Raw genomic sequence first — 13,209 nt, 5'->3', positions numbered from 1 at the left:
CGCAGAAACGCGCGGTTTTCGAACGCGAAGCATGACACCGCGCAAATACGCACCATTTCGGTAACGGGTTTGATACCTCGCAAGTGTATCCAACCCGTGAAGATTCCGGCGCGCTACGGCTCACCGAAGAACTGACATCCAAAGGATTTGACGCGATGAAGGCCGTAACATGGCAGCGCTGGATTTCGATTGCGGTCGGCGTGCTTGCGCTCGCCATCGCGATCCAGCCGGTCATGGCGACGCAGCCGCTCGCCTCCGCGCCAAGCCTTTCCTCCGCGCAAAACCTCTCCTCCTCCGATTCGGTCATACCCGGCCTGCCCTCGGGCCTGCCGCAGCTGCCACGCCTGGGCGAGACGATGCAGCGCGACACGCCCTCCGGCTTCGCGCTCCACGGCTATGACCCCGTCGCCTATCAACTGCTGGGACGCGCGACGCCGGGTCGCCCGGACTACGAACTCATCCATGGCGGCGCAGTCTGGCGCTTCGCCTCCGCCGCCAACCGTGAGGCGTTCCGCGACGCACCTGACGTCTATGAGCCAGCCTTCGCCGGCTTTGACGCCACCGGCGTCGCCGATGGCCGGGCGGTCGAGAGCGATCCGCACCTGTTCGCCGTGATCGATTCGCGGCTCTACCTGTTCCGTACGGCCGAGAACCGCCGCCGCTTCATCAGCAACGCCACACTGTTCCAGCTCGCCGAAGCACAGTGGAAGGATGTCTACGGGACCATCGCGCGCTGAACGTTGTCCGCCGCTGCGGCCGCGCGGCGTGCAAGCGCTTCGCTGCTCGCCGCCACGAAGGGCGGGTTGCGAAACTGGCGCTCGCTCGCACCATAGCGCGGCAAGTCCCCGTCCAGCATCAACACGCTGCCGCCCGCGGCCTTCAGGATCGCGTCTCCGGCCGCAATGTCCCATTCCATCGTCTGGCCGGCACGCACATGCAGATCGGCCTCGCCCGAGGCGATGAGCCCGAACTTGACCGCCGACGACATCGGCATCGTAGCGCGCGATCCCATAGCCACCGCGACCTTGTCGCTGAGCTCGTCGCCATGGAAGCGGCTGACCAGGGTGACCGGCCCATCGGGCGGAAGCGACCGGACATGAATGCGCTCGGGCTCGCCCAGCGCCGCCCCGTCCGATGCCAGACGCTGCGCGAAGGCGCCCTCGCCGGCGAACCAGAGCCGCCCGAGCTGCGGTGCCGCGATCGCGCCAGCGATCGGCCGGCCGTCACGGATGATCGCGATCGCGACGCAATAGCTGTCGCCATTGGCCAGGAACTCGCGCGTGCCGTCCAGCGGATCGAGCAGGATGAAGATCGGAGCGGGCGCGACGGCGTCGGCGCTTTCCTCACTGATCACCGGGAAACCGGGCAGCAGGCGCGCAAGCGCGCCCTTGGCGGTATGATCAGCCGCGAGATCGGCCGAACAGACCGGCGACCCGTCGGCTTTGACCTTGACGTCGCGCGCCATGCGCATCGTCAGCAGCACCGCCGCGCTCAGGCGCGCGGCTTCCGCGAGCCGGCGCGCCAGATCGTTGCAGTCGCAAAGACGGGGGTCGTCCTGGCCGATCATCGTCCCGAAGGCCCCTTCGACAAGAAAATCAGGGTTAACCACATGCAAACCAAGCTGGCACCATATCTATGTACTAATGGCGCCGCTTTACACCGCGCGCTCCGCACCGTCGATCGCAGGACACCAAGCCATGACCGCCATCTCGCTCGAGCCGCTAGACTTGGCCGCGCTCCTCTGCAGCCGCGTCTGCCATGACGTGATCAGCCCGGTCGGCGCCATTGTCAACGCGCTGGAGGTTCTGGAGGAAGACGATCCCTCCATGCGCGATTTCGCGCTGGACCTGATCAAGAAGAGTGCCCGCAGCGCCTCGGCGCGCTTGCAGTTCGCCCGCCTCGCCTTCGGAGCGGCGGGTTCCGCCGGCGCGATGATCGACCTCGGCGACGCCGGCAATGTCGCCAACGGCTTCCTCAACGACGACAAGCTCTCGCTCGACTGGGAGGCGCCACGCGCCCTGCTGCCGAAGAACCAGGTCAAGCTGCTCCTCAACCTGCTCATCCTGGCGACCCATGCCGTGCCGCGCGGCGGCAAACTGGTCTCCCGCGCCACGATCGAGGGCGAGCAGGGCCGCTTCGTCATCACCGCCACGGGCTCGCATGCGCGCATTCCCAACCATGTCGAGGACCTGATCGCGGGCCATTCCGAGACCGGCACGATCGACGCCCATGCCGTCCAGCCGCTCTACACCGGCATGGTCGCCCGCGCCGCCGGCATGGCGATCAGTTTCGCCATCGAGGGCGACACGGTCAGCATCACCGCACAAAAGGCCGATTGAGCGCCGAATCATTGCGCTGCGGGTACGATCGAAACAGATCATAAACCCTTCTCCTGCTTAGATCGCCCGGTATTGTTGCGTGGGTGATGGTCTTCGGCATGGATGATCTGCTGCAAGAGTTCCTGAGCGAGACCGGCGAGAACATCGACACGGTCGATCGGGAACTCGTACGCTTCGAGCAGGAGCCGAATAACCGCGAGATCCTGCGCAATATCTTCCGCCTGGTGCATACGGTGAAAGGCACTTGCGGCTTCATCGGCCTGCCCCGGCTGGAAGCGCTGACCCATGCTGCCGAGTCGGTGATCGGCCAGTTCCGGGATGGGGCCACCGTCAGCGCGATCGCCGTCACCGCCATTCTCGAAACCATCGACCGCATCAAAGAGATTCTCGCCGAGCTCGCCGAGAAGAGCCAGGAACCCGTCGGCAATGACGAGGCGCTGATCACGGAACTCTTGGCCTTGGCCGATCAGGCGAAGGCCGAATTGTTGCATCTGCCGCCGGAGAGCGGCGAATCGAGTGACCCCGTCGCCGCTTATCTCACCCGCCATGGCTCGCATCTGAGCGAGGACGAGCTCGACCTCGTCTTCCGTAGCGCGCCAGGGCCGGAGCGCGGCCGGGACGGGCGCATCGAGGCGCCGGCCGCGGCGAAAGCAGCGGACGAGGCCGCGCCGCGCGAGAGCCGCCCCGGCGGCTCCGCGACGCTGCGCGTCAATGTCGACACCATCGAGCATCTGATGACGATGGTGTCGGAGCTCGTTTTGACCCGCAACCAGCTTCTGGAGATATCCCGCAAGCAGGAGGATGTCGGCCTCAAGGCACCGCTGCAGCGGCTCTCGCTGATCACGGCGGAGCTGCAGGACGGCGTCATGAAGACGCGCATGCAGCCGATCGGCAACGCCTGGTCGAAGTTGCCGCGCATCGTGCGCGATCTCGGCGCTGAACTTGGCAAGCGCATCGAACTGGTGATGGAGGGCACCGACACCGAGCTCGACCGCCAGATCCTCGACCTGATCAAGGATCCGCTCACCCATATGGTCCGCAACTGCGCCGACCATGCCATCGAACCGCGGGAAGAACGGCTCGCGGCGGGCAAGCCCGAACACGGCACCATCCGCCTCGCCGCCTATCACGAGGGCGGCTCGGTGACGATCGCGATCTCCGATGACGGGCGCGGCCTCGACATCGCGCGCATCCGGCGCAAGGCCCTGCAGCAGGGCCTTGCCCAGGAGGCCGAGATCGAGCGCATGAGCGACGCGCAGATCAGCCGCTTCATCTTCCACCCCGGCTTCTCGACGGCAGAAAGCGTGACGGCGGTCTCGGGCCGCGGCGTCGGCATGGACGTCGTCAAGGTCAATGTCGACGCCATCGGCGGCATCATCGACGTCGCCAGCACGCCCGGCATCGGCACCACCATCACCATCAAGATCCCGCTGACGCTGGCGATCGTCTCCGCCCTCATCGTCGTGGCCGGCAAGCAGCGCTTCGCCATTCCGCAGGTCGTGGTGCGCGAGCTCGTCCGGGTGAAGGCGGGCGCGGACCATCGCGTCGAGCAGATCAATGGCGCGCCGGTGCTGCGCCTGCGCGACCGCCTGCTGCCGATCATCGCCCTGTCCGCCCTGATGGGGGCAGCCGGCGCGCCGACCGATGACGGCTTCATCGTGGTGACGCAGATCGGCGAGCGCCAGTTCGGGATCCTGGTCGACGGTGTCTTCCACACCGAGGAAATCGTCGTCAAACCGATGTCGACGAAGCTGCGGCATATCCCGCTGTTCTCCGGGAACACGATCCTCGGCGATGGCGCCGTGGTGCTGATCGTCGATCCCAACGGCATCGCCCGGCTCGTCGGCGCGGCCGCGACCGTCGATGCGCTGCGTGTCGAGGCGCCGGCGCAAGCCCAGTCACCGACCGCCGAGAAGACGACCATGCTGGTGTTCCGCGCCGGGCTCGAAGGCGTCAAGGCGGTGCCGCTCTCGCTGGTGACCCGGCTCGAGGAGGTCGACGCCGGTGAATTCCAGCATAGCGGCGGCCGCGTTCTCCTGCATTACCGCAACCGGCTGATGCCGATCATTCCGGTCGGCGAGGCCGCGATCCGCGCAGAGGGACTGCAGCCGCTCGTCATCATCTCCGAGGGAGAACTGATCCTGGGGCTCGCGGTCGATGCGATCGTCGATATCGTCGATGAGGTGCTCGATGTCGAGATCGCCTCGATGATCGACCGCGGCGTCATCGGCTCGGCCATCATTCGCGGCCGCGCCACCGACATCCTCGACCTCGCCCACTACCTGCCGAAGGACGACCCGGGCTGGCTGAGCGGCCGACGCTCAGACGCGCAGCCGATCGATGTCGCGCGGATCCTGCTGGTCGAACCCTCCGACTTCCTGCGCGAGATGCTGAGCCCCGTGTTGAAAGCCTCGGGACGGCAGATCGCCTTCGCCTCCGATTTCGAGACCGCGACGCGGCTGGCCGCGCACCAAGCGATGACCTGCGTGCTGATCGACCTCGACCGCAGCCCGGACGCCGCCTACGCCTTCGCCGCGGCGCTGCGCGCCTCCGAAAGCGGCGACCGCCTCCGGATTCTCGGCCTGACCTCGCTCGCCACCCCGGAATTGCACATGCGCGCGGCGCAGGTGCGGCTCGACGAGGTCATCGCCAAATTCGATCGCCGCGCCTTGCTGAGCGAGCTGGCGGAACGCAAATCCGGCATGAGGCAGGCCGCATGAGCAAGCACGACGCCAATGCACCCGCGCCCGGCGCCGTCTCGGCGGCTGCCGCTTTCGGCGAATCGCTCGACTATGTCACCGTCACCGTCGGCGAGCAGCTGCTCGGGCTGCCGATCGGGCGCGTCCACGACGTCTTCATCGCCAACCACATCACGACCGTCCCGCGCGCGCCCTCCGAGATCGTCGGCCTGCTGAACCTGCGCGGGCGTGTCGTCACCGCCATTTGCCTGCGCCAGCGTCTCGGCCACCCGGTCGCTGCCCCCCCCCGCCATGACGAGGCCTGCGAACTCGTCGCGGTCGGCATCGACCTCGGCGGCGAGGCCTATGCGCTGATCGTCGATGCGGTCGGAGAGGTGATGCGCTTGGACCAGTCGACCTTCGAACCCGTTCCCGTGCATCTCGATGCCAGTTGGGCCGCGCTTGCGGCCGGCGTGCATCGTCTCGACGAGCGTCTTCTCGTCGTCCTCGATGTCGATGCCGTCCTGAAGCTTGATTTGCCGGTGGCCGCCTGAGGCGTCGCACTACGATTTTTGGAGAAAACCATGAAATATTGCCTTGTCGTCGATGACTCCGCCGTGATCCGCAAAGTCGCCCGCCGCATTCTGGAAGGCCTGCAGTTCCGCATCGCCGAGGCCGAGGATGGCGCGCGCGCCATCGACGCCTGCAAGGGCGAGATGCCGGACGCCGTCCTGCTCGACTGGAACATGCCAATCATGGACGGCTACGATTTTCTGCGCACATTGCGGCAAATGCCGGGTGGCAAGCGGCCCAAGGTCGTGTTCTGCACCACCGAGAACGACATCGCCCATATTGCGCGGGCCATGCATGCCGGCGCCGACGAATACATCATGAAGCCCTTCGACAAGGAAATCGTCGCTTCGAAGTTCCATCAGGTGGGCCTGCTGTGAGCTATAGCGTGGCGAGTTCCCTCGCCGCTGCCTGGCACCTCTACGACCTGTGACAAGTCCGCCGGAGGCGCGACACATGACGAGCCTCTCGCCAGCGAGCGCATCGGCGCAGCGACCCAAGACGGTCGTGATCGCCGACGATTCCGTCGTCGTGCGCGGCCTCTTCGCACGCTGGCTCGGCGAGAGCGGGCAGTTCCATGTCGTCGCTGTCGCTGGCGACGGCGAAACGGCAGTGGCCCATGCCGGGCGCTTCCACCCGGACGTCATGGTGCTCGACCTCAACATGCCCGGCCTCGGCGGAGCCGAAGCCCTGCCCCAGATCCTGAAGGAAAGCCCCCATACCGGCGTATTGCTCGCCACCACGCTGACCGAACGCAACGCCCGCATCGCGCTGGAATGCATGACCAAAGGCGCGATGGATGTGCTCTCCAAGCCGGACAGCCGTGGCGGTATGACGCTGTCGCTCGATTTCCGCAGCGAATTCTTGCTCAAGCTCAGCAACATCGCGCAGTCTCCGGCGCGCGCGGGAGCGCTGCCACCGGAGATCGACCTCGATTTCGCTCCAGTCGGGCCGGTGAACCTGCGCAATCTCGTCTCGGTGATGCCGCGCTATCTGATGATAGGCGCCTCCACCGGAGGCCCCCGCGCCGTCGCCAAGGTGCTCTCCGATATAGGCGATGCGCTGAATGACCTGACGACCCTGATCGTCCAGCACATGCCGCCGCTCTTCACCGCCTCCTTCGCTGAGCAAGTCAGCGCCCAGATCGGCATACCGGCGCGCGAACCCTATGACGGCGAGCGCCTTTCGCGCGGTACGATCTATGTCGCCCCTGGAGGCCGGCATCTCGGCATCGACCGCAAGCTCGGTCATCTCGTCGCGAGCATCAGCGACGCGCCACCGGTACGCTTTTGCCGGCCCGCCGTGGACGTTCTCTTCACCGAGGGCGCCCGCCATCTCGGCTCCGCAGCGCTCGGCCTCGTGCTCACCGGCATGGGCAGCGACGGTACGGAAGGCGCAGGCGCGCTGCGACGGGCCGGCGCTGCCGTCATCGCCCAGGACGAATTGTCGAGCACGATCTGGGGCATGCCGGGCTCCGTGGTGCGGGCACGGCATGCCAGCGCCGTGATTCCGCTCGATGGCATCGGCGGCGCGATCCGCGACCTGCTGCGTGGGGGCAAACCCTCATGACCGAGGCGGATTTCGACTTCCTGCGCGCCCTGCTGCATGTGCGCTCCGGTCTCTCATTGAGCCAGGACAAGCGCTATCTCGCCGAAAGCCGCCTCGGCATGCTCTGCCGCCGCCGCGGTATCGATGGGTTGAGCACGCTCGTGCAGGCGCTGCGCCCGGGCACCGATCTCTTGCTCGAAAACGCCGTCATCGAGGCGATGACGACCAACGAGACGCTGTTCTTTCGCGACCGGACGCCGTTCGATCTGTTCCGTGACGTGATCCTGCCGGAAAAGCTCACCGCCAACGCCGCCAGCCGGACACTGCGCATCTGGTGCGCGGCGGTCTCGACCGGCCAGGAGGCCTATTCGCTCGCCATGATCCTCGACGAGATGGCCACCCGGCTCGTTGGCTGGAAGGTCGAGATTCTCGGTACCGACATCTCCTCGGAGGTGCTGGAGAAGGCGCGGGCCGGCATCTACAGCCAGTTCGAAGTGCAACGCGGCCTGCCGATCCAGATGCTGCTGCGGCATTTCCGGCAGGATGGCGACAAATGGCAGGTTTCCGAACGCATCCGTGCCATGGTCGAGTTGAAACCCCATAATCTGCTGCTGCCGAACAGCCATTTCGGGCAGTTCGACATCATCTTCTGCCGCAACGTGCTGATCTATTTCGACGTACCGACCAAGGCCAAGGTGATGGCGGCGCTTGCCCAGCGCCTGACGGCGGACGGCGTCTTCGTGCTCGGTGCCGCCGAAACCGTCATCGGCATCACCACGACCATCGTGCCCGACAAGAGCCATCGCGGTCTTTATCGCGAAAGCCGCTCGAGCAATGGGCAAAGCGCCGGCCTCGGCCTGCCCTTCGACCGGACGAGGACGCCAACGCTGAGCAGCGTCCGCGGTTGAAACCTCTCCCGTCGGACCGGCGGGCAGCGCGGTCTCCGACTAAAACTGCGGGTTCGTCCAAACAAAAACCCCGCCTCTCGGCGGGGTCCCCGTCGACCTGTCGTGTACATCCGACGATCAGGCCAAGGGCGTTCTGGCATCCGTTCATGACCGCCCGATGACGAGCGGAACGGGCCATCGCATCTCAGGCCGGGATGCGTTCCTCGACGTCCATCGGCTCACGCAGCACATAGCCGCGGCCCCAGACGGTCTCGATGTAGTTCTTGCCGTCCGACGCATTGGCGAGCTTCTTGCGCAGCTTGCAGATAAACACGTCGATGATCTTGAGTTCGGGCTCGTCCATGCCGCCATAGAGATGGTTCAGGAACATCTCCTTGGTCAGCGTCGTGCCCTTGCGGAGCGAGAGCAGCTCCAGCATCTGGTATTCCTTGCCGGTGAGGTGGACGCGCGCGGCATCGACTTCCACGGTCTTGGTGTCGAGATTGACCACGAGGTCGCCCGTCGTGATGACCGACTGGGCATGGCCCTTCGAGCGGCGCACGATGGCGTGGATCCGGGCGACGAGCTCGTCCTTGTGGAAGGGCTTGGTCAGATAGTCGTCGGCGCCAAAGCCGAGACCCTTCACCTTGTCCTCGATGCCGGCGAGGCCGGACAGAATCAGGATGGGTGTCTTCACCTTGGCGACACGCAGAGAGCGTAGAACCTCGTATCCCGACATGTCGGGCAGGTTCAGGTCGAGCAGGATGATGTCGTAGTCGTAGAGCTTGCCGAGATCGACGCCTTCCTCACCGAGATCGGTGGTGTAGACGTTGAAGCTCTCCGATTTGAGCATCAGCTCGATGCTTTGAGCGGTTGCGCTATCGTCCTCGATCAGCAGAACCCGCATGTCACGTCCCCAATTCCGCCCGCAGGCAAGCTGATCGTTCTTCTCATCCGGGCCCCCGCGGCTCAGGACGATGACGTGCTTGCCTGATGAAACGCCACGCGACACGCTACGGAGAAATGGTTAACAAACCGTGATTCCCGAGCGCAAGCGCTTCTTGGGAGAAAGTGAACGATCCTTGTCGAGGTGAGTCGAATTTAACACGGATCGTGGAGCCTTCACCCGCGAAATCGCCTTTCGCGGAGACCAGCGTCGTGGAACAGGGCTGAAAGGCCCTGCGAAACGCCGCAGCCTCGAAACACAGTGTTAATCACACAGGTAAATGAAAGGTTGACGGAAGCAGTTATGAACAGCGCTTCGCGCGGCCCCGACCGACTTTCCAACCTCGCTGCCGTCATTGGCGGCCTCGACAGCGTCACGGTCTACGGCCGTGTCACCGCGGTCCGGGGACTGCTCGTCGAGATTTCGGGGCCGATCGGCGCGATGAGCCTGGGCGGCCGCGTCCAGATCGAGATCGCGCCGGGCATCCGCGTGCCCTGCGAAGTCATCGGCTTCTCCGGAGAGAAAGCACTGGTGATGCCCTATGGCGGGCTCGACGGCGTGCGCCGCGGCTGCCCCGCCTATGTCGACAAGGCCCAGCCCGGCATCAGACCGACCTCCGCCTGGCTCGGTCGCGTCGTCGACGCGCTCGGCCGCCCCGTCGATGGCGGCCCGCCCTTGCCCGAGGGCGAAACGCTCTGCACCTTCCGCAACGATCCGCCGCCCGCTCATTCGAGGCGCCGCGTCGGCAAGCCGCTCGATCTCGGCGTGCGCGCGCTCAACGCCTTCCTGACCTGCTGCCTCGGCCAGCGCATGGGCATCTTCGCCGGCTCGGGCGTCGGCAAGTCAGTGCTGCTCTCGATGCTGGCGCGCTACGCGCGGGCCGACGTCAACATCATCGGCCTCGTCGGCGAGCGCGGCCGCGAAGTGCAGGAGTTCCTGCAGGACGATCTCGGCCCCTCCGGCCTCGCGCGCTCGGTCGTGGTCGTCGCGACCTCGGACGAGCCCGCCCTGATGCGCAAGCAGGCGGCCATGACCACGCTGACGCTCGCCGAATATTTCCGCGATCAGGGCAAGCAGGTGATGTGCCTGATGGATTCGGTCACGCGCTTCGCCATGGCGATGCGCGAGATCGGCCTCGCTGCAGGAGAACCGCCCACGACCAAGGGCTATACGCCGACCGTCTTCGCCGAACTGCCGCGCCTGCTCGAGCGCGCCGGGCCGGGCATCGGGGATGGCGCCATCACCGGCCTGTTCACCGTGCTCGTCGATGGCGGCGACCATGACGAGCCGGTGGCGGACGCGGTGCGCGGCATCCTCGACGGCCATATCGTAATGGAGCGCTCGATCGCCGAGCGCGGGCGCTATCCGGCGATCAACATCCTGAAATCGGTCTCGCGTACCATGCCACGCTCCTGCGACCCGGCTTTCTATCCGGTAGTGCAGAAAGCGCGCGCGACACTCGCGACCTATGCCGACATGGAGGAACTGATTCGGCTCGGCGCCTATCGCCAGGGCGCCTCGGCCGAAGTCGACGAGGCGATCCGCCTCAACCCGGCGCTAGAAGGCTTCCTCAAGCAGGCCAAGGACGAAGCGACCTCTCTGCCCGAATGCTACGCCATGCTGTCGGCGATCATGAACGGTTGAGGCACGGGCGACGGCTGTGCCTGCAACGAGCGCGCGCAGCTTTAGGGTTGTTAGGGGCAGCAGCTTCTGGGGAGGGAACCGGCCGGCCGCTTGCTGAATCCACGCGAATGGAAGTTCACTACGACCTATCTGCCATAACTGGAGCCAGCCCGATGACAGCGACCATCCTGATCTGCCTCGTCGCGCTGATCCATGCCTATATCGTCATGCTCGAAATGCTGTGGTGGGACACCCCGCGCGGCCGCAAAGCGTTCGGCACAACGGCGGAGTTCTCCGCCCAGAGCAAGACGCTCGCCGCCAATCAGGGCCTCTACAACGGTTTCCTGATCGCAGGACTGGTCTGGGGCCTGTGGCTCGGCGAGGCTGGTTTCGCGATCAAAACCTTCTTCCTTGCCTGCGTGATCGTCGCGGGCCTCTATGGCGCGGCGACGGCGAGCCGCAAGATCCTCTACATCCAGGCCGCCCCCGCCGCCCTGGCCCTGCTGGCGCTGCTGATCAGGATCTGAAGCCGCCTCCAGAGCGTTTTCGAGCGAAGTGGACACCGGTTCGCGTGAAGAAAACGCATTAAAACAAAGAGCAGGAGTTGTTGAACGATCCAACTGGATCGTTCAATTGCTCTAGGTGCCTCTCAGCAGGCGCACCAGCCGCAGCATCGCCAGGAAGCCGACGAGTTGGATCGCCGCCGAGGCGACCAGCGTGGCGCGGTTACCCATGCTCTCGATCATCACCGCGAACAGCAGGGGCGCCACGGCGAAGGCGATGTTCTGCGGCACAGCGAGCTTGCCCAGCATCGCCCCGAAACCCTGGCGGCCGAACAGCGCCAGCGGCAGCGTGGCACGTGCAACGGAAATCACCCCCATCGCGGCGCTAAAGCAGACGACGAAGGTAACGGCGGTCGTCACTGAGCCCGGCGCGAACACCATGATCAGGCAGGCGAGCGGCCCCAGCGCGAGCCCGCCCAACGCCACGCGCTCGACGGGAAAACGCTCGCCCGCGACCGCATCGACAAGGCGCGCCAAAAGCGTCGCCGGACCACCCAAGGAGGCGATGCCGACCGCGCTCGCCTGGCTCAGGCCCGAGCTTTGCAGCAAAGCGATGAGGTTCAGGGGCAAGCCCCAGGAGACGAGCCCGCTGGCGGAAAAGATCAAGGCGAGCAACCAGAAGATGCCTCGGCGCTGTGCATGGGGAGCGCTACCCTCATCGGCGGTCTTCGCCGGTTCAGCCACCACCTCCACGGCCGGCGAGCGATGATAGGCCGGGATGGCGAAATGGATCGGCAGCACGATGACGATCTGCATTGCCGCGAAGATCAGCCAGGCGACGCGCCAGCCATAGGCTTGCGACAGGAAAGCGGCGAGCGGCCAGAACACGCTCGAGGAGAACCCGGTCACCAGCATCATCAGACCGAGCGCCCGGCGCGTGCGCTCGCCCATGACCTGAGCCACGGTGACATTGCCGACATTGGCCAGCGTCATCGCATGGCCGATGCCGATGACGAACCAGCTTGCGAGATAACTGACCGGCCCCTGCGCCAGGGCGAGCGTCGCCAGGCCGAGCCCGCAGATCACCGCGCCGACGCACATCGAGCGACGCGTGCCATGTACGTCGAGATGCTTGCCCAGGGCCGGCGCCGCGAACGCCCCGGTGAGCAGCAGGATGGTAATGCCACTGAAGACGAGCTCGGGCCCGAGCCCCATTTCGCGATCGAGATAGCCCGCCAGCACGGACGGCGCGTAATAGGTCGAGCCCCAGCCGATGATGCGGGTCAGCGCCAGGCCGCAGAGCAGCGCTGTATGCCCGGACAGGCGCGAGGAGGCAGGCAGGAAAGGGGCGGACAAGAAGGCGTTTCCGTCGACGGCGGGAGCAGCGCCCCACTCTGTTGCGGAAGCCTTAGCTGAAGCGTGTCAGGAGCGGCAGAGGCCGCGACGCGGTCTCAACATGCACGCAAAGCAACCGATTTCGGTAAGGAACGGTCAACCTCCTTGCCCCATTGTGCTTTTTGTCTCGCGGATGGAGTTCCGGTTGCGTGTCGAGGGGTCGGCGCGCGACCAAGCGTAATCAGGAGTTGGACACAACATGAAGTCGCGAGAGACCCTTTTGCGTCTCAAACGCTTCCAGGTGGACGAAAAGCGCCGCCGGGTTAGCCAGATTGAGATGATGATCGCCGAGTTTCATCGGATGGCGACCGATCTGGATCGCGAGATCCAGAGCGAAGAAACCCGGGCCGGAATTTCCGATCCGGCGCATTTCGCCTACCCGACCTATGCCAAAGCGGCTCTCGGCCGTCGCGACAACCTGCGTCAGTCGGCCGATAACCTGAAGGGTCAGCTCGATGAGGCCAAGGCCGAATTGCAGGAAGCCTTCGAGGACATGAAGAAGGTCGAGATCCTCGACGATCGCGAACGTGCCACCGAGCGCGCCGCCGAGGCCGCCCGCGATCAGGCGATGATGGACTCGATCGGACTGCGCGCCCGCGCCGGCGCCTAGAGCAATTTCCGATCCAATTGGATCGTTCAATTGCTCCAGGTCTTTGTTTTAACGCGTTTCCTTCACGCGAACCGGTAGCCACTTCGCTCGAAAACGCTCTGAGCCAAACC

General features: G+C 65.5%; 13 protein-coding genes. 10 read left to right on the top strand and 3 right to left on the bottom strand.

Going from position 1 to position 13,209, the window contains the following annotated elements; genetic code table 11:
• Positions 1–155: 155 nt before the first annotated feature.
• Positions 156–737: a YHS domain-containing (seleno)protein gene (locus ACSQ3P_RS20365; protein WP_436167310.1), complete on the top strand. Its 582-nt coding sequence runs from the start codon at positions 156–158 to the stop codon at positions 735–737.
• Here ACSQ3P_RS20365 and ACSQ3P_RS20360 read toward each other — a convergent pair.
• Entirely contained in the window at positions 716–1,567 is an 852-nt protein-coding gene (locus ACSQ3P_RS20360) for a 3'(2'),5'-bisphosphate nucleotidase CysQ family protein (RefSeq protein WP_436167309.1), read from the bottom strand. The two genes, ACSQ3P_RS20365 and ACSQ3P_RS20360, sit on opposite strands and share 22 nt — an antisense overlap.
• Positions 1,568–1,697: 130 nt before the next feature.
• On the opposite strand from ACSQ3P_RS20360, the gene chpT reads away from it, so the two are divergent.
• From chpT to ACSQ3P_RS20330, 6 genes are all read left to right on the top strand, one after another.
• The gene (chpT, locus tag ACSQ3P_RS20355; protein WP_069692837.1) at positions 1,698–2,339 is read left to right on the top strand and encodes a histidine phosphotransferase ChpT; all 642 of its coding nucleotides are present in this window, start codon (positions 1,698–1,700) and stop codon (positions 2,337–2,339) included.
• A gap of 98 nt (positions 2,340–2,437) precedes the next feature.
• On the top strand, positions 2,438–5,059 hold the full coding sequence (locus ACSQ3P_RS20350; RefSeq protein ID WP_436167308.1) for a chemotaxis protein CheW: 2,622 nt from the start codon (positions 2,438–2,440) through the stop codon (positions 5,057–5,059).
• The gene (locus ACSQ3P_RS20345) at positions 5,056–5,571 is read left to right on the top strand and encodes a chemotaxis protein CheW (protein ID WP_436167307.1); all 516 of its coding nucleotides are present in this window, start codon (positions 5,056–5,058) and stop codon (positions 5,569–5,571) included. Before ACSQ3P_RS20350 ends, ACSQ3P_RS20345 begins: the two co-directional genes overlap by 4 nt.
• 30 nt (positions 5,572–5,601) lie before the next feature.
• Positions 5,602–5,967 (top strand): response regulator, encoded by a 366-nt coding sequence (locus ACSQ3P_RS20340; RefSeq protein WP_043237911.1) that lies wholly within the window; start codon positions 5,602–5,604, stop codon positions 5,965–5,967.
• 76 nt (positions 5,968–6,043) lie between these two features.
• On the top strand, positions 6,044–7,156 hold the full coding sequence (cheB, locus tag ACSQ3P_RS20335) for a chemotaxis-specific protein-glutamate methyltransferase CheB (RefSeq protein ID WP_436167306.1): 1,113 nt from the start codon (positions 6,044–6,046) through the stop codon (positions 7,154–7,156).
• Positions 7,153–8,043 carry a CheR family methyltransferase gene (locus ACSQ3P_RS20330; protein ID WP_436167305.1) on the top strand — a complete coding sequence of 297 codons (891 nt, stop codon included), beginning with the start codon at positions 7,153–7,155 and terminating at the stop codon, positions 8,041–8,043. Before cheB ends, ACSQ3P_RS20330 begins: the two co-directional genes overlap by 4 nt.
• Before the next feature lie 184 nt (positions 8,044–8,227).
• On the opposite strand, the gene ctrA is transcribed toward ACSQ3P_RS20330, so the two are convergent.
• Positions 8,228–8,929, bottom strand: a complete 702-nt coding sequence (gene ctrA / locus ACSQ3P_RS20325) for a response regulator transcription factor CtrA (RefSeq protein WP_069692841.1) — start codon at positions 8,927–8,929, stop codon at positions 8,228–8,230.
• A gap of 342 nt (positions 8,930–9,271) precedes the next feature.
• On the opposite strand from ctrA, the gene fliI reads away from it, so the two are divergent.
• Both fliI and ACSQ3P_RS20315 read left to right on the top strand, forming a co-directional pair.
• On the top strand, positions 9,272–10,612 hold the full coding sequence (gene fliI, locus ACSQ3P_RS20320) for a flagellar protein export ATPase FliI (RefSeq protein ID WP_436167304.1): 1,341 nt from the start codon (positions 9,272–9,274) through the stop codon (positions 10,610–10,612).
• Positions 10,613–10,764: 152 nt separating this feature from the next.
• Complete coding sequence (locus ACSQ3P_RS20315) at positions 10,765–11,118, top strand: DUF1304 domain-containing protein (protein ID WP_436167303.1); 354 nt, start codon at positions 10,765–10,767, stop codon at positions 11,116–11,118.
• A 111-nt stretch (positions 11,119–11,229) separates the two neighbouring features.
• On the opposite strand, the gene ACSQ3P_RS20310 is transcribed toward ACSQ3P_RS20315, so the two are convergent.
• Positions 11,230–12,450 carry an MFS transporter gene (locus ACSQ3P_RS20310; protein ID WP_436167302.1) on the bottom strand — a complete coding sequence of 407 codons (1,221 nt, stop codon included), beginning with the start codon at positions 12,448–12,450 and terminating at the stop codon, positions 11,230–11,232.
• A 238-nt stretch (positions 12,451–12,688) separates the two neighbouring features.
• Here ACSQ3P_RS20310 and fliJ point away from each other — a divergent pair, with 238 nt between their 5' ends.
• Positions 12,689–13,099, top strand: a complete 411-nt coding sequence (gene fliJ, locus ACSQ3P_RS20305; protein ID WP_092167381.1) for a flagellar export protein FliJ — start codon at positions 12,689–12,691, stop codon at positions 13,097–13,099.
• The last annotated feature ends 110 nt before the right edge of the window (positions 13,100–13,209 follow it).

Source organism: Allobosea sp. LjRoot9, assembly GCF_964252745.1.
Taxonomy (GTDB): Bacteria; Pseudomonadota; Alphaproteobacteria; order Rhizobiales; family Beijerinckiaceae; genus Allobosea.
This window is presented reverse-complemented; position numbering and strand designations above follow the sequence as displayed.

Coding starts and splice junctions, on each gene's coding strand:
- ACSQ3P_RS20365 (WP_436167310.1), top strand. CDS start 156: ATGAAGGCCGTAACATGGCAGCGCTGGATTTCGATTGCGGTCGGCGTG.
- ACSQ3P_RS20360 (WP_436167309.1), bottom strand. CDS start 1,567: ATGATCGGCCAGGACGACCCCCGTCTTTGCGACTGCAACGATCTGGCG.
- chpT (WP_069692837.1), top strand. CDS start 1,698: ATGACCGCCATCTCGCTCGAGCCGCTAGACTTGGCCGCGCTCCTCTGC.
- ACSQ3P_RS20350 (WP_436167308.1), top strand. CDS start 2,438: ATGGATGATCTGCTGCAAGAGTTCCTGAGCGAGACCGGCGAGAACATC.
- ACSQ3P_RS20345 (WP_436167307.1), top strand. CDS start 5,056: ATGAGCAAGCACGACGCCAATGCACCCGCGCCCGGCGCCGTCTCGGCG.
- ACSQ3P_RS20340 (WP_043237911.1), top strand. CDS start 5,602: ATGAAATATTGCCTTGTCGTCGATGACTCCGCCGTGATCCGCAAAGTC.
- cheB (WP_436167306.1), top strand. CDS start 6,044: ATGACGAGCCTCTCGCCAGCGAGCGCATCGGCGCAGCGACCCAAGACG.
- ACSQ3P_RS20330 (WP_436167305.1), top strand. CDS start 7,153: ATGACCGAGGCGGATTTCGACTTCCTGCGCGCCCTGCTGCATGTGCGC.
- ctrA (WP_069692841.1), bottom strand. CDS start 8,929: ATGCGGGTTCTGCTGATCGAGGACGATAGCGCAACCGCTCAAAGCATC.
- fliI (WP_436167304.1), top strand. CDS start 9,272: ATGAACAGCGCTTCGCGCGGCCCCGACCGACTTTCCAACCTCGCTGCC.
- ACSQ3P_RS20315 (WP_436167303.1), top strand. CDS start 10,765: ATGACAGCGACCATCCTGATCTGCCTCGTCGCGCTGATCCATGCCTAT.
- fliJ (WP_092167381.1), top strand. CDS start 12,689: ATGAAGTCGCGAGAGACCCTTTTGCGTCTCAAACGCTTCCAGGTGGAC.